This window comes from Falsiroseomonas sp. E2-1-a20 (assembly GCF_051433195.1).
Lineage (GTDB): Bacteria > Pseudomonadota > Alphaproteobacteria > Acetobacterales > Acetobacteraceae > Falsiroseomonas.
In genome coordinates, this window is the sequence record NZ_JBHMFT010000001.1 from 369,093 (window position 1) to 387,383 (window position 18,291).

15 protein-coding genes and 1 other RNA gene are annotated in these 18,291 nt (G+C 72.1%); 3 read left to right on the top strand and 13 right to left on the bottom strand.

Translation table 11 applies throughout. From position 1 onward, the window contains the following. Positions 1–25 precede the first annotated feature (25 nt). The 9 genes from ACFHPP_RS01805 to ACFHPP_RS01845 all read right to left on the bottom strand — a co-directional run bounded on the left by ACFHPP_RS01805 (position 26) and on the right by ACFHPP_RS01845 (position 7,723). Positions 26–1,945 carry a penicillin-binding transpeptidase domain-containing protein gene (locus tag ACFHPP_RS01805; RefSeq protein ID WP_437161546.1) on the bottom strand — a complete coding sequence of 640 codons (1,920 nt, stop codon included), beginning with the start codon at positions 1,943–1,945 and terminating at the stop codon, positions 26–28. Between the two features lie 52 nt (positions 1,946–1,997). Beyond that, the gene (gene ftsL, locus ACFHPP_RS01810; RefSeq protein ID WP_437161547.1) at positions 1,998–2,861 is read right to left on the bottom strand and encodes a cell division protein FtsL; all 864 of its coding nucleotides are present in this window, start codon (positions 2,859–2,861) and stop codon (positions 1,998–2,000) included. Further along, positions 2,858–3,808, bottom strand: coding sequence for a 16S rRNA (cytosine(1402)-N(4))-methyltransferase RsmH (rsmH, locus tag ACFHPP_RS01815; protein WP_437161548.1), 951 nt, complete (start codon positions 3,806–3,808; stop codon positions 2,858–2,860). The genes ftsL and rsmH overlap by 4 nt, the downstream gene beginning before the upstream one ends. Beyond that, entirely contained in the window at positions 3,805–4,281 is a 477-nt protein-coding gene (locus tag ACFHPP_RS01820; RefSeq protein WP_437161549.1) for a division/cell wall cluster transcriptional repressor MraZ, read from the bottom strand. Before ACFHPP_RS01820 ends, rsmH begins: the two co-directional genes overlap by 4 nt. Positions 4,282–4,638: 357 nt before the next feature. Further along, an RNA gene (gene rnpB, locus ACFHPP_RS01825) (RNase P RNA component class A) lies at positions 4,639–5,052 on the bottom strand. Positions 5,053–5,087: 35 nt separating this feature from the next. Beyond that, positions 5,088–5,615, bottom strand: coding sequence for a nucleotidyltransferase family protein (locus ACFHPP_RS01830; protein WP_437161550.1), 528 nt, complete (start codon positions 5,613–5,615; stop codon positions 5,088–5,090). Next, on the bottom strand, positions 5,612–6,277 hold the full coding sequence (locus ACFHPP_RS01835; protein WP_437161551.1) for an N-acetylmuramoyl-L-alanine amidase: 666 nt from the start codon (positions 6,275–6,277) through the stop codon (positions 5,612–5,614). The genes ACFHPP_RS01830 and ACFHPP_RS01835 overlap by 4 nt, the downstream gene beginning before the upstream one ends. Before the next feature lie 80 nt (positions 6,278–6,357). Then, the gene (locus ACFHPP_RS01840) at positions 6,358–7,131 is read right to left on the bottom strand and encodes a TerB family tellurite resistance protein (RefSeq protein WP_437161552.1); all 774 of its coding nucleotides are present in this window, start codon (positions 7,129–7,131) and stop codon (positions 6,358–6,360) included. A gap of 73 nt (positions 7,132–7,204) precedes the next feature. After that, positions 7,205–7,723, bottom strand: coding sequence for a winged helix DNA-binding protein (locus ACFHPP_RS01845; RefSeq protein ID WP_437161553.1), 519 nt, complete (start codon positions 7,721–7,723; stop codon positions 7,205–7,207). A gap of 133 nt (positions 7,724–7,856) precedes the next feature. Between ACFHPP_RS01845 and ACFHPP_RS01850 the strand changes: the two genes are divergently transcribed. Both ACFHPP_RS01850 and ACFHPP_RS01855 read left to right on the top strand, forming a co-directional pair. Continuing rightward, positions 7,857–11,465, top strand: coding sequence for a hydantoinase B/oxoprolinase family protein (locus ACFHPP_RS01850; RefSeq protein ID WP_437161554.1), 3,609 nt, complete (start codon positions 7,857–7,859; stop codon positions 11,463–11,465). A gap of 109 nt (positions 11,466–11,574) precedes the next feature. Next, on the top strand, positions 11,575–14,421 hold the full coding sequence (locus tag ACFHPP_RS01855) for an AsmA family protein (protein ID WP_437161555.1): 2,847 nt from the start codon (positions 11,575–11,577) through the stop codon (positions 14,419–14,421). Between the two features lie 58 nt (positions 14,422–14,479). Here the strand turns inward: ACFHPP_RS01855 and ACFHPP_RS01860 are convergent, their stop codons facing one another. From ACFHPP_RS01860 to ACFHPP_RS01870, 3 genes are read right to left on the bottom strand one after another with little or no spacing between them, the layout of a single operon-like run. After that, positions 14,480–15,151: an amino acid ABC transporter permease gene (locus tag ACFHPP_RS01860; RefSeq protein ID WP_437161556.1), complete on the bottom strand. Its 672-nt coding sequence runs from the start codon at positions 15,149–15,151 to the stop codon at positions 14,480–14,482. Further along, positions 15,148–15,828, bottom strand: coding sequence for an amino acid ABC transporter permease (locus tag ACFHPP_RS01865; protein WP_437161557.1), 681 nt, complete (start codon positions 15,826–15,828; stop codon positions 15,148–15,150). Before ACFHPP_RS01865 ends, ACFHPP_RS01860 begins: the two co-directional genes overlap by 4 nt. 7 nt (positions 15,829–15,835) lie before the next feature. Then, positions 15,836–16,684, bottom strand: coding sequence for a transporter substrate-binding domain-containing protein (locus ACFHPP_RS01870; protein WP_437161558.1), 849 nt, complete (start codon positions 16,682–16,684; stop codon positions 15,836–15,838). Between the two features lie 223 nt (positions 16,685–16,907). On the opposite strand from ACFHPP_RS01870, the gene ACFHPP_RS01875 reads away from it, so the two are divergent. Then, positions 16,908–17,120 (top strand): hypothetical protein, encoded by a 213-nt coding sequence (locus ACFHPP_RS01875; RefSeq protein WP_437161559.1) that lies wholly within the window; start codon positions 16,908–16,910, stop codon positions 17,118–17,120. A gap of 7 nt (positions 17,121–17,127) precedes the next feature. On the opposite strand, the gene mtnA is transcribed toward ACFHPP_RS01875, so the two are convergent. Next, positions 17,128–18,216 (bottom strand): S-methyl-5-thioribose-1-phosphate isomerase, encoded by a 1,089-nt coding sequence (gene mtnA, locus ACFHPP_RS01880; RefSeq protein ID WP_437161560.1) that lies wholly within the window; start codon positions 18,214–18,216, stop codon positions 17,128–17,130. Positions 18,217–18,291 lie beyond the last annotated feature (75 nt).

The following is an 18,291-nucleotide window of genomic DNA, read 5'->3' on the forward strand; positions in this document are numbered from 1 at the left end:
GTCCAGGCGGCGCAGCGTGGGGGCTTCATCGCGGCGCAATGCTCACCTCCCGCAACAGCGCGGGCTCCGAGGCGTTGCGGCGCGGCGCCTGCGCGCGATCCTGCGAGACCGGGGGCGGCACCGCGCCCACGCGCGGCGGTGCGCTCCGCGCCGGCTCGGCACGCGCCGGCGCACTGCCAGGCGCGCGCGGGCGGCCCGGCTGCATCGGCATGGCAAGCGCCGCCTGGATCTCCGCCGCGCGATCCGTCTCCGGCGCCATGCCGAGGATCGGCGCGACACGGCGCAGCACGGCGCCCGCCGCCGGGGCCGCGACCCAGCCCGCCGTGGCGAAGCCGTGGCTGCGGGCGTTCGGCTTCGGCTCGTCCACCATCACGTACAGCGCGTAGCGCGGCGCCTGCATCGGGAAGGCGCCGACGAAGGCGGCGATGCGCTTGTTCTCGAGGTAGCGTCCGGTCGGCCCGATCTTCTGCGCCGTGCCGGTCTTGCCACCGAGGAAATAGCCCGGCACGTCGCCGCTGCGGCCGGAGCCGTCCGTCACCACCAGCCGCATCAGCCGCCGCATGGTGTCCGAGGTCCGCTCGCTGATCACCCGCGTGCCGTCCACCACCTCGCCATGCGGCCGCGCCATCAGCGTCGGCGGTCGCAGGATCCCGCCATTGACGAGGGCGGAGACGCCGGTGATGACGTGCAGCGGCGTGACGGAAATGCCGTGGCCGAAGCCGATGGTCAGCGTGTTGATGTCGCGCCAGTGCTGCGGCCGCGGAATCAGCGGCACCGCGGTCTCCGGCAGTTCCAGCGCAAGGCGGGAGCCCATGCCCATCCGCACCATGAATTCCCGGTGCCGCACCGGCCCCACCGCCGCGGCCATGTGCGCGGAGGCGAGGTTGGAGGAGTAGGCGAGGATCTCCGGCAGCGCCAGCCAGCGGTTCTTGCCGCGATAGTCGTTGATGGTAAAGCGCCCGACGCGAATCGGTCGCGACGCATCGTAGCCGCCCCAGACATTCACCGTGCCGAGGTCCAGCGCCATCGCCGCGGTCAGCAGCTTGAAGGTGGAACCCGGCTCGTAAACGCCCACCGTCGCGCGGTTGAAGCGCGGGTTGTTGCCCTGCTCGTCCGCGCCCGGCGCCACCGCCTCGACGCGCGCCGGCTCGGCGAGGTCGAAGTCGGGCAGGGACACCATGCCGACGATCTCGCCGGTCTGGACATCCATCATGATGCCGGCGCCGCCGATACCGTTGAAATCCGTGATCTGCTGCTGCACCGCGTCGCGCAGCGCCAGCTGCACGCGGACATCGAGCGACAGCCGCAGATCCTCGCCGCGCCGGGTGCGCAGGCGCTCGTCGTGGAAACGCTCGACGCCCGCGGTGCCGTTGCCATCGACATCGACGCCGCCGAGGATATGCGCGGCGGCACGGCCCTGCGGATAGATGCGACGCTCGGCCTGCTCGAAATACAGGCCGGGAATGCCGAGCGAATTCACCGCCTGCTGTTCGCGCGGCGTCAGCGCGCGGGCAATGTAGGCGAATTGTCGCTCCCCGGTCAGCCGCGCCGTCACCGCCTCCAGGTTCAGCTGCGGCAGCACGGACACCAGCCGCCGTGCCGCGCCGGCCGGGTCCTGGATCTCGCGCGGGTTGGCGTACAGCGCCGTGATCGGCAGCGTCACGGCCAGCAATTCGCCATTGCGGTCGGTGATGGCGCCGCGGCCGGGCAGGTGTTCCGCCGGCGGCGTGTTCTGCCGCACCATCGCCGCCAGCCGCACCGGTGCTGCCGGCGAGATCAGCGTCGCATCGGCCAGCCGCGCCGCCACCGCGCCGAACAGCACGGCGAAGCCGCCGGCGGCCAGCAGCAGGCGGGACCGCGTGCGTTCCAGCGCGGCGCGGCGCACCAGCTCCGGCTGGCTGACGCGAACCAGCGCGCCCGGCGCGGCGGCCGTGTGGCCGATCATGCGCCCGGCAGGCGGGGCATCCGGGGGAGGCGGGAAGGACGGCATGCCGGGCCTACCGGCCGCGCGGCGGGGCGAGGCCGCTGTCGAGCGTCGCGGCGGCGGCGGAGGAGAACGGCACCGGCGGCGCCATCATCGGCCGGCCCAGCCCGAGGGACGACGCGCCGCCAAGGGCGGAGACATAGGTCGGCGCGGTCGGTGCCGCCTGGGTGGTGCGGATCGGCGGCGCGGCGGGGCGAACCGGCGTGACATGCACGGCCGGCTGGACCTCCCGCGTCGGGGCCTGGCGCGCCGGCACCTCGCGCGACGGCACCTCCCGCACCGGGGCGGCGGCGCGTGGCGCCGGGGCTGGCTGCGCCGCGCGGGTCGCGCGCTGCACGGCGACGGCGGCGGCCAGCACCTGCGGCGCCGGCGCTTCGGCCGCCCGCAGGCTGTCGGTGCGCGGGGCCTCGGCCACCGCCTGCACCGGCGCGGCGGGCGCCGGGCGACGCGCGGCAGGTGCCGCGGCGCGCACGGGCTCCGGCGTCGCGACCTGAGGTGCCGGTGCCTGCGGTGCCTGCGTCGAGGCCATCATGATGGGGGCGCCGGCAGGCGTCTCCGGCACGAACAGGTTCGGCGCGCCGGCGAAGGCGATTGCGGCCGGCAGGCGACGCTCCATCTCCGGCAGGCGGGTGAATTGCTGCGGCTGCATCGGCTCCAGCGGCAGGTGCCGCTGCACGACCTGGCGCAGCCGGTCCGGCTCGTTCAGCAGCGCCCATTCGGCGCGCAGGATGGAGGTGCGGTCGCGCGCCTGCTCGATCTCCCGCCAGATGCCGCGCAGTTCGCGATCCTGCGTCGCGACCTGGTGCTTCACCTGGTACAGCCAGGCGCCCGCCCCGGCGAAGGCGCAGAAGCAGAGGATGGTGAAGGGCCGGATCATGTCGGCATTCCCTGTCTCGACGTCGCGCGGCGCTCCAGGCCGCGCAGGCGCGCGGACCGGGAACGTGGATTGCTGGCGGCCTCCGCGGCGCTGGGCCGCAGGGCACGGAAGGTCAGCAGATCGAACTCCGGCGCCGGCGCCGGCATCAGCGCCGCCGGGTCGTGGCGGGAGGCGGTGCCGGCGCGGCCCGCGGCGCCGACCATGGCGCGCTTGACGATGCGGTCCTCCAGCGAATGGAAGGACACCACCACCAGCCGCCCACCCGGCGCCAGCAGCGATTGCGCCGCGGCAAGCCCGCGCTCGATCTCGCCCAGTTCGTCGTTCACCGCGATGCGCAGCGCCTGGAAGGACCGCGTCGCGCCATCGAGGCCGGAGGGGTCGCGCGGCACCGACCCGCGCACGATGTCCGCCAGCCGCGCCGTGGTCGTGATCGGCGCCTCGGCACGCTCGCGCAGGATGGCGCGCGCGACGCGGCGCGCATGCCGCTCCTCCCCCAGGTCGGACAGGATGGAGGTCAGTTCGCGTTCCGGCAGGGTGTTCACGAGATCCGCCGCCGAGGGTCCGGCGCGATCCATCCGCATGTCGAGCGGACCATCGTGGCGGAAGGAGAATCCACGCTCCGACTCGTCGATCTGGAAGGACGACACGCCGAGGTCCATGACCACGCCATCCAGCGCCGTAACGCCGCGCGCCGCCAGGCTGTCCAGCATGTCCCCGAATCGCGCATGCAGCAGGTGCAGCCGGCCCGGGTGCTTCGCGGCCAGCGCCGCGCCACGCGCGATCGCATCCGGGTCACGGTCCAGCGCCCAGAGGGTACAGGCGGCGGCGGAGAGAATCGCATCGGCGTAGCCGCCACCCCCGAAGGTCGCGTCCAGGTAGATGGCGCCGTCGCGGGGCCGCAGAGTTGCCAGCACTTCCTCCAGCATCACGGGAATGTGGCCCGTCATGACACGCCTCGCGGAGTCGTGGGGAGTACCGATGCAGCAACGGTCAGGCGCTTTTCGCGCATCTTCTGCTTGGCCTCGGCGACGTGGGCGCGTGCGGCGGCCTCGTTCCAGATCTCGAAGCGGTCGCCCTTGCCTAGGAAGGCCACCTGGTCGCCCAGCTCGACCTCCGCGATCATGTCCGGCGGCAGGATCAGCCGCCCGTCGCCGTCGATGCGGAGCATGTCGCTGCCGGCGATGAGCGTGGCTTCCAGCACTTCACGCTCCTCCGAAAAATGCGGCAGATTCTGGATGGCTTCGATAATGTGCTGGAACACCGGGCGCGACCGCGCCTCGATGCAGGGATGCTGGTGGGAGGTGCGGAAGACGAGATGGCTGGTCGCAGCGGCCTCCAGCTCGGCGCGGAACTGCGCGGGCACGGAAATGCGGCCCTTGCGGTCCAGCTTCCCGAAATGCGTGCCCACGAATTGGGTCATCGCGCTATGCTGCTGCTCCCCTCGCGACACCAGGTCGCGCCCCCTTGTTTCAGCGGGCCGGCAAGGCCCCCCGACCTCGCCAGCCCGCCCGACCACCCCGTCCTGAAGCCCCAGAATGCCCCCAAGCCGGGCCTCAGGTGGGATAAGATGGGAATACCTGGGATTTCGGGGGCGAGCAAGCTAATTTCGGGGTGCCGACGCGGCGCGTTCGGCGCAAAAGCAAGCATTTCCAGGCAATTAACGCGCTAGCCTGATCTTCACATGAAGAAATCCGACAGGACTCCCGCGTTGTGCTCGTAATTCTTGATTTGTTCTTTTGGCAACGCGATCGATGCCTGCATCGCCGACGAAACGAGTGGTGCCGGGTGGCCTGTAAGCCGGGTTCTGTCCCCATCCGAAGATGGTGGGCGACCATTCCTCTGGAGCCTGCGTCGCCGCAGGCTTCACGCGGCCAACCCGGGCTGCGGGGCGGAAATGCCCCTGCGTCCATCCGGAACACGTCCGGATCAAGCTGGCAGCCCCTATTCGGCCTTGCTCCCGGTGGGGTTTGCCGTGCCGCCCCCGTTGCCGGGCGCGCGGTGCGCTCTTACCGCACCCTTTCACCCTTGCCGCGAGGTGCCTCCCTTGCGGGCGACACGCCGAGGCGGTTTGCTTTCTGTGGCACTTTCCCTGGGGTTTGACCCCCGCCGGCCGTTAGCCGGCACCGTATTCCCGTGGAGCCCGGACTTTCCTCCAGCACCTTGCGGCACCAGCGGTCGCCCAGCCACCCGGCACCGCGCCCCACATCGGCCGTCCGGGCCGCGCGGTCAATCGCCGGACAGCCGTAATCTTGGCCAGCGCGTTCGCCAGCCCTTCGCGGCAATGCGCGCCAGCATCGCGGCACGGTCGCCGCCGTGCGGCGTGCGCAGCACGAAGCCGAGCAGGTCCGCCACGCCATGCGGCGCCAGGATCTCGAGTCGGCCGGCACGAAGCCGCGCCGCCACGGCCGTCGCCGTCTCCGGCCACCGTGCCAGCGCCGCGCCGAGGTCGGGGTAGGGGGCATGGCCGTGCCGGGCGGACATGCGCGCCTGGTTGGTGACGGACCACGGCAGCGTGGGCCGCACCGCACGCAACGTGGCCTCGAACACCGGATCAGGGCTCGCTTCATCCAGATGCACCACGTCGAGATCGGCCAGCGCCGTCACATCGGGCGCCACGCCCGACAGCGCATCCCACACCGCGTTGCGCACGAAGCCGGCGCCGATCCAGGCGCCGCGCGGTCCCGCCAGCGCCAGGGCCTGCAGCGCATCCCCATGGCCGGGACTCGCCGCCAGCACCGCGGCCACCCGGTTCACCCGACGGCGGCCGCCACCGCTGCCAGCCGCGCGAGCGTGCCGGCATCGGCTTGTCCGTCCACGGATTCCGGCCGCCAATGCCGCTGGAAGGCGCGCAGCAGCACGGGCAGGGGGAGATCCTTGCGGTAGCCGATGCGGCCGAGCAGGGTCAGCGCCGCCGCATCCGGCTCGGCCGCGCCATGCGGCCACAGACCCACGCCGTTATCCGCAAGCCCCTGCCAGTCGAACAACTCGCCCGGGTCTTCCTTGCGGTCCGGCGCGATGTCGGAATGCGCCACCACGTCACGCGCCGCGATGCCATGGCGGGCGATGATCCCGAGGCACAGGTCGCACACCGCCGCCATCTGCAGCGCAGGAAAGGGACGATAGCCGAATTCGTGGCCCGGGTTGACGATCTCGATGCCGATGCTGCGTCCATTCAGCAGCGAGGCGCCGCGCCAGTGGGAAACCCCGGCATGCCAAGCGCGCCGATCCTCCGCCACCAGGCGGAACACCGCGCCATCCTCCTCCACCACGTAGTGCGAGGAGACGCGGGAGGCCGGGTCGCGCAGCCGCGCGATCGCCTCGGCGCCGCTGCGCATGCCGGTGTAGTGCAGCACCAGCATGTCCACCGGCTGCGGCCGTTCGTCGTGGTTCGGGCTCGGCAGGTCGTGGATGCGCAACGCCTACGATCCGCGCTGCGGCCCGGTGCGGCGCGAATGCCCGGCGTGGCGCGCCTCTGGCTGGGACCGCTGGCGCGCCTTCACAATCCGCGCTGCCGCTTGATGCGGTCCCAGGCCGCGTTGATGTCGGCCACCTTGCGCGTCGCCCGGTCGACGAACTCCGCCGGCACGCCGCGCGCCGCCAGCCCGTCCGGGTGGTTCTCCCGCATCAGCTTGCGCCAGGCGAGCCGCACCTCCTCATCCGTCGCCGACGCCGGCAGGCCGAGCACGGCGTAGGCGTCGATCTCCTCCACCTGGCGCTGCGCCGCACCGGTCTGGCCGCCCTTGGCGCGATCCCAGGCCGCGTTGTCGAGGGCGAATCGCTGATGCACGCCCTGCAGCATCCGCAATTCGCCTTTGGTCAGCGGGCCATCGGCGCGGGCGATGAAGAACAGCGCGGCCAGCACATCCTCCAGCATCGCGCGGTTGTCGGCGAAGGCCTCGCCGAGCCGATCCGCGAAGGGCTCCCACCCGCCGGTGTCGCGCCGTGCCTCGTCGAACATCTGCGCCACTTCGCGCAGGTTCTGCGGCGGGATGCGGAACATCGCCTTGAAGGCGTCGATCTCGGCCCGCTGCACCGGCCCATCCGCCTTGGCCAGCTTGGCCGACAGCACGATGACGGAAATCGCGAACAGCGTTTCCTTGTTGCCCAGCAGCGCCGCCATGTCGGCGGCACCCGGCCCGATGCGCCCGCCCATGCCGCCCCCGGGTCCCTGGTCCGCCGCATGGCCCATCGCCGCGCCGACCACGGCGCCGAGCGGCCCGCCGGTGACGAAGCCTGCAACCCCGCCCAGAAGTTTGCCCCAGATGCTCAAGCCGGCCTCGCGCGTTTCACCCCGGTCCTAGCATGGCCCGCGGCACGCCTACAGGGCCGCCTTCCACCGGACGCTACAAGGTCGCCGCCGCCCGCGCCGCCTGGTCGTAGAAGCCGGACAGCCCGCGCAGCAACTCCGCCACCTGGGAAAGCTGCGGCTCCGCCGGCCCCGCCGCGCGCAGCGGCCGCGCCAGCAGGCCCTCCCGCACCTCGGCATAGGCGGCGCACAGCGCGGCGCCCGCTTCCGTTGCCGCCACCAGCTTTTCCTTGCCGGCCCGGCCGGTCGAGACCAGCCCGGCCTCCTCCAGCTTGCGGATGGCGTAGCTGGCGATGTGCGTGTCCTCGATGTCCAGCACCAGCAGGATATCCGCCAGCCGCTTCGGCCGGTCCCGATGGCGCACCGTATGCAGGATGAGGATCTCGGTGGCCGACATGCCGGGCCGCCCGGCGGCCGCCATGCATCGCACCATCCAGCGATGGAAGCCGTGACCCGCCAGGATCAGCCCGTACTCCACCTCCGACAGCCCCGGGGAGGCGCCGGCGGCGAGGTGGGCGGAGGACACCACCGGTGTCGCGCTCGCTTTGGCTGGCATGGGGCGCCCCTGCGTCGATGCCAATTCATATTGACGAAATGCCGATAAATTGTCAATGAAACGCCATCGTGCCGCGCGGCCTTGCATCGGCCCGGCCACAATGTGATCAGCGACGGAACCGAGGGGCAGGGCAATGAGCGGCTGGCAGTTCTGGATCGATCGCGGCGGCACCTTCACCGATATCGTGGCGCGCGATCCGCAGGGGCGCCTCGCCACCAGCAAGCTGCTGTCCGAGAATCCCGGCCGCTACCGCGACGCCGCCGTCGCCGGCATCCGCGCCTGCCTCGGACTGGCGCCCGGCGCGCCGATCCCCCCCGGCACCATCGACGCCGTGAAGATGGGCACCACGGTCGCCACCAACGCGCTGCTGGAGCGCAAGGGCGAGCGCGTGCTGCTGCTGGTCAACCGCGGCTTCGCGGACATGACCCGCATCGGCAACCAGGCGCGGCCCCGCCTGTTCGACCTCAACGTCAAGCTGCCCGAACTGCTGCAGGAGGTGGTGGCCGAGATCGGCGGCCGCATGGCGGTGGACGGCACCGAGATCGAGCCACTGGACGAGGCTGCCGCGCGCGCGGCGCTGGCCGCCGCGCATGCCCAGGGTATCCGCGCCGTCGCCGTCTCCTTCATGCACGCCTGGGCGCATCCGGCGCATGAGCTTCGCCTCGGCGAGCTGGCGCGGGAGGCCGGCTTCACCCAGGTCAGCCTGAGCCACGAGGCCTCCCCGCTGCCGCGCATCGTGCCGCGGACGGATACCGCGGTGGTGGACGCCTATCTCTCGCCGATCCTGCGCCGCTACGTCGAGCAGGTGGCCGGCGAATTGCCTGGTGTGAAGCTGTACTTCATGCAGTCCTCCGGCGGCCTGGCAGAGGCACGGTCCTTCCAGGGCAAGGACGCCATCCTGTCCGGCCCCGCCGGTGGCATCGTCGGCGCCGCGCGGACCGCGGCGATGGCGGGACTCGGCAGGATCATCGGCTTCGACATGGGCGGCACCAGCACCGACGTGGCGCTGTATGCCGGCGAGTATGAGCGCGCCTTCGAAACCCAGGTGGCCGGCGTGCGGATGCGCGCGCCGATGATGGCGATCAACACCGTGGCCGCCGGCGGCGGTTCCATCCTGAAGTTCGACGGCGCCCGCTTCCGCGTCGGCCCCGAATCCGCCGGCGCGGTCCCCGGCCCGGCCTGCTACCGCCGCGGCGGGCCGCTGACCGTGACGGATGCGAATGTCATGGTCGGCAAGATCCAGCCGGCGCAGTTCCCCACCATCTTCGGGCCCGATGGCGACCAGCCGCTCGATGCCGAGATCGTCGGCGAGAAGTTCGCGCAGCTCGCGGAGGAGATCGCCGCCGCCACCGGCCAGCCCCAGGACCCGCGCGCGGTGGCGGAGGGCTTCCTGCGCGTCGCCGTGGCCAACATGGCAAATGCCATCAAGCAGGTCTCGATCCAGAAGGGCCACGACGTCACCCGCTACGCCTTGCAGTGCTTCGGCGGCGCCGGCGGCCAGCATGCCTGCCTGGTGGCGGATGAACTCGGCATGGAGACGGTGTTCATCCACCCCTTCGCTGGCGTGCTGTCGGCGTACGGCATGGGCCTCGCCGACCAGAGCGCGATCCGCGAGGCCGCGGTCGAGGCGCCGCTGACGGAAGCCTCCATGCCCGACCTCGCCGGACGCCTCGATGCGCTGGACGAGGCCGGCCGGGCCGAGCTGGTGCGCCAGGGTGCCGCCGCAGGCGCGCTGCGTGCCGCGCGCCGGTTGCACCTGCGCTACGCCGGCACCGACAGCTTCCTGCCGGTGCCCTTCGGCAGCCACGCCGAGGTGCTGGCGGCCTTCACGGACGCCCACCGCCGCCGCTTCGGCTTCGCCACGCCGGAGCGCCAGGTCGTGGTGGAAGCCTGCGTCGTCGAGGTCACCGCGCCCGGCGAACAGGTCGAGGAGGCGACGCTGCCCGCACGGCCGGAGGGCGAAGCCGCGCTGAGCCTCGCCACCGTGCCGGTCTTCACCGCCGGCGCCGAACACCCGACGCCGGTGCTGGACCGCGAGGCGCTGCGCGCCGGCGACCGCATCCCGGGTCCGGCGCTGATCCGCGAGGCGATCGCCACCACCGTCATCGAACCCGGCTGGACCGCGGAGGTCACCGCGCGCAACCACATGATCCTGCGCCGCACCACGCAGCGGGAAGCCGCCCGCGTCGCGGATGCCACGCGCGTCGATCCGGTGATGCTGGAGCTGTTCAACAACCTGTTCATGTCGATCGCCGAGCAGACAGGGGCCGTGCTGCAGAACACCTCGCTGTCGGTGAACATCAAGGAACGCCTGGATTTCTCCTGCGCCATCTTCGACGAGACCGGGCGCCTGGTGGCCAACGCGCCGCATGTGCCGGTGCATCTCGGCGCCATGGGCGAAAGCGTGCGCACCGTCATCCGCTCCCGCGGCGCCACGCTGCGGCCGGGCGACGTGGTGGCGCTGAACAACCCGTTCAACGGCGGCACCCACCTGCCGGACATCACCGTCATCACCCCGGTCTTCGACGTGGCGGGGCGGGAGATCCTGTTCTTCGTCGGCTCCCGCGGCCACCACGCCGATATCGGCGGCCTCACCCCCGGCTCCACCCCGCCGGGCTCCGCGACGCTGGAGGAGGAAGGCGTCGTCATCGACGATTTCCTGCTGGTCGCCGAGGGCCGCATGCGGGAAGCCGAGTTCCGCGCGCTTCTGGCGGGCGCGAAGTACCCGGCGCGCAGCCCGGATGTGAACGTCGCCGACATCACCGCCCAGGTCGCGGCGAATGAGAAGGGCGTGCAGGAACTGCAGCGCGCCGTGGCGGATTTCGGCCTCGACACCGTGCGTGCCTACATGCGCCACGTCATGAACAACGCCGAGGAGGCGGTTCGCCGCGTGCTCGCCCGCCTCGCCGACGGCGCCTTCGAGACCACGATCGACGACGGCACGCCGCTCAAGGTCGCCATCCGCGTGAACCAGGCGGCGCGATCCGCCACCATCGACTTCACCGGCACCGGCCCACAGCGCCCGGACAATTTCAACGCGCCGGCCGCGGTGTGTCGCGCCGTCGTGCTGTACTGCTTCCGATCCCTGGTGGGGGAGGAGATCCCGCTCAACGATGGCTGCCTGGTCCCGCTCGAGATCATCGTGCCGGACGGCACCTTCCTCAGCCCGCGGCCCGGCGCGGCCGTCGTCGCCGGCAACACCGAAGTCAGCCAGATGACCTGCAACGCCCTGCTGGCGGCGCTCGATGCCTGTGCCTCCGCCCAGGCGACCATGAACAACCTGCTGTTCGGCGATGCGGTTTACCAATACTACGAGACGGTCTGCGGCGGCACCGGCGCCGGTCCCGGATTCGCGGGAACTTCCGCCGTGCAGACGCATATGACCAACACGCGCATGACGGACCCCGAAGTGCTGGAACTCCGCTACCCCGTGCGGCTCGAGGAGTTCGCCATCCGCCGCGGCTCCGGTGGCGCCGGGCAGTGGCCGGGCGGCGATGGCAGCCGGCGGCGCATCCGCTTCCTGGCGCCGATGGAAGCCGTTATCGTCGCCTCCCGCCGCACCGTCCCGCCGCATGGGCTGCATGGCGGGCTGCCCGGCGCGCCGGGCCGGCAATGGGTGGAACGCGCGGATGGCCGCATCGACCCGATGGCCGGCTGCGACCGCGCGGCCCTGCGGCCCGGCGACGTCCTGGCGCTCGAAACCCCCGGCGGCGGCGGCTGGGGCAGCCCCCCCGCTGCATGAGGAAGGCCGTTCCCGACCACTTCGCCGCGAAAGCCCTCTCCCCCATCCTTCATGGGGGAGCGGGTTGGGTGAGGGGGCACATCGCTGACCTGACCGAAACCGCGCCCACATGAAGCGCCTTCTCGCGGCCCTCGCCCTGCTGCTGCTGGCGCTGGTCGCTGGCCTCTGGATCGGTCCCCGCTTCGTCGATTGGGAGCCCTGGCGCGGCCGCATGGCCGAGCTCGCGAGCGAACAACTCGGCCGTCCGGTGACGCTGGATGGTCCCGTGGAGCTGCAACTTCTGCCACAGCCGGTGGTCCGCGTCGGTGGCGTCGCGGTCGGCCTGCCAGGCGAGGAATACGCCTTCACCGCCCGCCTGCTCCGTGTCCGCCTCGACCTCGGCGCGCTGGTCGGCGGCCGGCTTTCACCGCGGGAGATCGCGCTGGTCGGCGCCGACCTGACGCTGCCCTGGCCGCCCGGCCCGCTGCTGAACCTGCGCCCGCCCTCCTGGATCACCCAGCTCGACGCCAACCTGGAGGACGGCCGCGTCCGCATCGGGGAGGCGGTGCTGCAGGGCGTCACCGCGCGCCTCAGTTCCGGCGGCTATGCCCAGGTTCTGGACATCGCCGGCGCCTTCACCTGGAACGGCCGCGCCACCCGCTTCACCGCCGCCCTCGGCCGCCCTGGCTGGGACGGCATCGCCACCTTCGAGATGGCGGTGGTGCTGCCCGAGATCCTCGGCAATGTCCGCGGCGTGCTCATCCCCGGCACCGGATTCGAGGGGCTGGTCGAGGCCAGCGGGCCCGACCTCGCCGCCCTGCTGCCCAGCCCGCCCGGCGCCTTCCGTGCCGCCGGCCGGCTCAGCGCCTCGGCCGAACTGATCGCCGCCGACGAACTCGCCATCGAGATCGCCGGCAGCCCGGCGCGGGGCGCATTGGCCCTGCGCCTGCTGCCGGCGCCGCGGCTGGACATCGCCCTGGTCGCCAGCCGGCTGGACCTGGATGGCTGGGCCGCGGCACTGCGGGCCGGCGGCCAGCGCCCCTGGCCGATTTCCATCGACCTGTCGGCCGAGGCGAGCAGCTTCCGCGGTATTCTGCTGCGCCGGCTGCGCGGCGCCGCCTTCCTCGAGGAAGGCCGGCTGACGCTGTCCGACGTCTCCCTCCTGCTGCCGGGCGAGACGCAGCTGGAGCTGTCCGGTGCCACGGCAGGCGGCCGGTTGGAGCTGTCGGCCCGCTTCGCGGGACCTGACCTGCGCACCACCCTCGCCGCACTCGGCCTGCCGGTGGAGGAGCTGGACCCGACGCTGCTGCGCCAGGGCGAGGGTCGCATGCGCCTGGTGCTGGAGGATGCCCAGGCCGCCATGCCGGAATTCGCCGCGACGCTGGGCGAAATCCAGATCTCCGGCGCCGGCGTGCTACGGCATGGGGCGCGGCCGGCGCTCGGCCTCGGCCTCAGCATCAACCAGCTCGACCTGGTTCGCTGGCTGCCGCAGGGCTTCGACCCGCAGCGGGCCCGCCGCGGCCTGGGGGCCGTCGACCTCAACCTGCGGCTGGCGGCGGACAGCGTTCTGCTGCGCGACGCGGTGATGGAGCGCGCCTCGCTGGATGCCGCGCTGGAAGGCGGGCGGCTGACCCTGCGGCGCCTGGCGGGGCGCGTGGCGGAGGTCGACCTGGCCGTGTCCGGCGTGCTGGCCCTGGCGCCGGCGCTGCGGTTGCAGGACCTGAACCTGGAGGCCACCGGCTCCTCCGCCCGCGGCCTCGCCGCCCTGTTCCCCGGCATCTGGCCCGGCGGCACCCCGCTGGCCGGCCTGCCCGTGGTGCTGCGCCTGTCCGGCGGCGGGCCGATGGAGGCGCTGGCGCTGCGCGGCAGTGCCGAGATGGGGGAGCTGCGGCTGGAGGCCTCCGGCACGGCCGATGCGCCGCAGCGGCGTGGCACCGCCAGCCTGACGCTGCGCCACCCCGGTGCGCCGCGGCTGGTGTCCGAAGCCTTCAGCCGCGATGTCGGCACCTGGCTGGGGGAGGGATCCTTTTCCCTGATCGCCAGCATCACCGCCGGCCCGCAGGGCATCGCCGCCGAAAGCTTCGAACTCGTCGCCGCCGCGCTGCGGGCCCGGGGTGCGCTGGCGCTCGCCACCAATGGCGGGCGGCCTCGCCTGACAGGCCGCGTCGTGGCGGAAAGCCTGCCGCTGCCGTTTCCCGGCTGGCGCAGCACGGACCCGATCGGCCTGCGCAACCTGGCCGACCTCGACGCCGAGGTGGCGCTGGAGGCCGCCCGCATCCCAGTCGCCGGCATCATCGCCGAACAGGCGAGCGCCACGCTGCGCCTGGCGGAGGGCCGCCTGCGGCTGGAAAACCTGCGCGGCCGGCTGGCGGGCGGGCAGTTCGAGGCGACCGTCACCGCGGAAGCGCCGGTCGGCTTGCCGCCACGCCTGTCGCTGGCCGGGCGGCTTGCGGATGCCACGATCGGTGAAAAGCTGTTCAACGTGCCGGTCGACATCGCCGCCGCCCGCGGCAGCCTGGGCTTCGCGCTGGAGGCCGTGGGCCATTCCGCGGCGGCCCTGGTCGGCTCGCTGTCCGGGCGGGCGCAACTGGACCTGCGCGATGGTGTGCTGGCCGGCTTCAACCTCGCCGCCGCCGCAACCGCCAGCGCCTTGCCGGACGCACTGGGCGCCGAGGCCGCAATCCAGGAGGCCCTGCTGAACGGCGCCACCGCCTTCGACCGGCTGGAGGTCGAGGCCTCGCTGGCGTCGGGGCGGCTGCGGCTGGAAACGGCGCGCCTGGCGGCCGAGGGTGGCACTGCCGCCACCTTCGCCGGCGAGATCGACCTGGGCCGCGCAACGCTGGACCTGCTGGTTCTGGCCCGCCCGGCGGTGCCGGAGGCGCCCGACCTCGGCCTGCGCCTGACCGGCCCGGCCGACGCGCCCCGCGCGCTGCCCGAGACCTCCGCCTGGGCCGTGTGGCGCGCCGCCCAGCCCTGATCCCGCAAGGCCCTCTCCCCAACGGGGGGAGGGGGTTGGGTGAGGGGGGAGTGCCGCGCTACCGCCGCGCCAGTTGCCGGTTCTCCAGCCGCGACAGCAGCCGGACGCAGGGCCACAGCAGCAGGAAATAGATGACGGCGGCGACCAGGATCGGCGTCGCGTTGTAGGTGATGCTCTGCGCCTGGCGGGCCTGGAACAGCAGTTCCGGCACGGCGACGACGCTGGCGATGGAGGTCAGCTTCACCACCTCCAGCGTGTTGCTGATCAAATCCGGCAGCACGTTCCGCACCGCCTGCGGCAGCACCACGAAGATCCACACCTGCCAGCGCCGCAGCCCGAGCGCCCGCGCCGCTTCCGGCTGCCCGCGCGGCACCGATTCGATGCCCGCGCGCAGGATCTCGGCGTAGTAGGCGCCGGTGTTCAACAGGAAGCCGAGCGCGACGGCCCCCCAGGCGCCGAGGTCGATGCCGCCGAAGGGCAGCGCGGCATACAGGAAGATCAGCAACACCAGCGGCGGCACGGCGCGGAAGAAGTCGATGAAGCCGATCAGCGGCCAGCGCACCCAGCGCGATTTCCGCGTGCCCAAGACGGCCAGGACCAGGCCGGCCAGCATCCCGAGCGGCACCGTCATCAGCGCCAGCAGCATGGTCTGCACCAGCCCGATCCACAGCAGGTGCGATGACGCGACGGCGATCTCGGCGTTGAGGAAGGCCTGGACGAAGTCGCTCATCGCTTCCACGCGAACTTCGTCTCGACCCAGCGCCCCGCCACCACCACCGGCAGGAACAGCACCAGGTAGGCGGCCGCCCCCAGCGTCAGCGGCGTCGTGTTGCCCGAGAACGCCATGCCGGACTGCGCCGCGCCGAGGATCTCGGACACGGCGACGACGCTGCCGAGCGCCGTGCCCTTGGTGATGGCGATGGTGCGGTTGACCAGCGGCGGAATCGCGATCCGCACCGCCTGCGGCAGCACGATGAGCCGGAGGGTCGGCAGGAAATGCAGGCCGACCGCGCGCCCCGCTTCCCACTGGCCGACAGGGACGGCGGAAATGCCGGCCCAGAAGATTTCCTCGGCGAAAGCCATCAGCACCAGGGTCAGCGACAGCCAGGTGGCCCAGAAGCCGGACATTGAAAGTCCGGCGGCGGGCAGGCCGAAATAGATCAGCACGATGATGACCAGCGGCGGCAGGGCGCGGAACAGGTCCACCACGAAGATGATGGCCCAGTTCAGCGGCCGGACGCCGAAGGCCCGCACCACCGCCAGCGCCAGGCCGAGCAGCAACCCGGCCGCGATGACCAGCAGCGCCAGCAGGATGGTGATCCCCAACCCCTGCAGGATCATCGGCGCATAGCGCGCCGCGACCTCGGGGTTGAGGAAGTTGAAGGCGAAGGCCTCCCAGCCCGTCATGAGGCGATCAGCAACGCGGCTCCCGCGGCGTCGCGTCGTAGCCCGGCAGGCCGGGGACGCCGGTGCCGGGGAACACGGTGTTCTCGGCGTCATCCGCCGCCGGAGCCGTGCCGAACCACTGCTGCGACAGCCGCGCGACGGTGCCGTCCTTCTTCATGCACTCCAGCGCGTTTTCCAACTCGACGCGCAGCGCTGTGGCACCCATCGGCAGCGGCGCGGACCAATGCGCGCGGGTGTTGGTCAGCACCAGGTCGGGCACGAATTGCGGCGTGCGGGTCGCGGCGTAGCGCACCACGGTGTTGCCGCCGAGATTGGCATAGGCGCGGCCGGACACCACCGCCTGCACCGCATCCGTCTGCGTGTCGTAGGTCTGCACCGTGAAGCCCATGGCCGCGGCATTGGCCTGCGCCCAGGCATCGTAGGCGCTGCCCTTGTTCACGCTGATCGCCTTGCCGCGGAGGTCGGCGGTGGAGGCGATGGGCGCGCTGCCGCGGCGAATGCCGAACTGGAAGGCGGTGTAGAGGTAGCCCTCGGTGAACAGCATGTTCGCGGCGCGTTCCGCCGTCGCCGTGGTCGGCGCGCAGAGAAAATCATAACGCCCGGCATTCATCGCCGGGATCAGGCCGGAGAAGCTGGCGCTGTCGATGGTCAGCTCGCGCCCCATGCGCTTCGCCGCCTCGCGGAACAGGTCGATGTTGAAGCCCTGCACGCCGCCCTGGAGGGTCGGGAAGGCGTGCGGCGCGAAGGTGCCGTCCACCGCGCAGCGCAGCGGGCCCGGCGCCTGGGCGCTGGCCTGGGTCGGGGCGGTGGTGGTGAAGGCCATGCCGAACAGGCATGCGGCGAGCAGGCGGCGCATGGTGAAGTCTCCCGGTTTATCGATGTCTCCCGCTCCGACGATCCCACTGCCGTCCACCCCGCGCAACCGCCGCCGGGGGTGGATTGCCGCACTGCGATGCAGTCATGAAGGATTTGTCATGTTTGGTGGGCCTTTGCCCAAATCCTGCCGCTTCATGGTCGCGTCCCGGCCAAGGCCTCTGCGTAGATACCGTATGCAACATCGCAGCTTCCGGATCAGTCCCATGCCCCGTTTCGCGCTTCTGCTGGTCGGTCTTGGACTTCTCGCCATCATCCTGACGGTCGCCCTGGTGATGGGCGATGCGACGCTGCCTGGCCGCGTGCCGCTGCTGGGCGCCGCCGGTCTCGCCGGCTTCGGCGGCCTGTCGCTGGTGGTCGGGCTCTGGCTGCTGGAACCCGGCACGCGGGTGCCGGAGGCCGGGCTGCGCCAGCGGTAGAACCGGTTCAGGCCTTGTCCGGGTAAAGCCCCCTCAGCCCGGCCTCGCTGGCCTCGCAGCGGCCGCGCTCCGTGATCAGGCCGGTCACCAGCCGCGCCGGAGTCACGTCGAAGGCCGGGTTGGCCGCCGGACTGCCCTCCGCGGCCACGCGAATCGTCTCGATCCGGCCATCCGCGGTGCGGCCCGTCAGGTCGGTGACCTCCGCCGCGCTGCGCTCCTCGATCGGAATCTCCGCCACGCCATCGGCCACCGACATGTCCAGCGTCGAATGCGGCAGCGCCACCCAGAACGGCACGCCGTTGTCCCGCGCGGCCAGCGCCTTCAGGTAGGTGCCGATCTTGTTGGCGACGTCGCCGTTGCGGGTCACGCGGTCGGTGCCGACGATCACCAGGTCGACCTCGCCATGCTGCATCAGGTGGCCGCCGGCATTGTCCGCGATGACGGTATGCGCGACGCCATGCCTGCCGAGTTCCCACGCCGTCAGCGCCGCGCCCTGGTTGCGGGGGCGGGTCTCATCCACCCAGACATGCACCGGCAGGCCGGCATCATGCGCCATGTAGATCGGCGCCAGCGCCGTGCCCCAATCCACCGTCGCGATCCAGCCGGCATTGCAATGCGTCAGCACGTTGACGCGGGATTTACCGCGCGCGGCGGCCTCGATCAGCGGCAGGCCGTGCTCGCCGATGCGGCGGCAGGTTTCCACGTCGTCGTCGCAGATCGCGGCCGCCTCGGCATAGGCGCTGGCGACACGCTGCGCCGGCGGCAGGTTGTGCAGCGCCGCCCGCATCCGGGCCAGCGCCCAGCGCAGGTTGATGGCGGTGGGGCGTGTCTCGCCGAGTGCCGCCACCACCCGGTCCAGGTTCTCCGTCGAGGCATCCTGCCGCAGCGCCAGCGCCACGCCGTAGGCCGCGACCGCGCCGATCAGCGGCGCGCCGCGCACCTGCATGGACCGGATCGCCTCCGCCACCTGCGAAACCTCCGTCAGCCGCAGGATGTCCAGCGACCAGGGCAGCTTCGTCTGGTCGAAGATGCGGATGGACCAGCCATCCGAGGGCTCGACCCAGACGCTGCGATAGGGGATGCCGTCGATCTTCAAGCCCTCGCTCCCGCCCTGCCAAGCCCGCCATGTAGCGAGGCGAAACCGCTGCCGCCAGACGCATTGCGGTCTTGC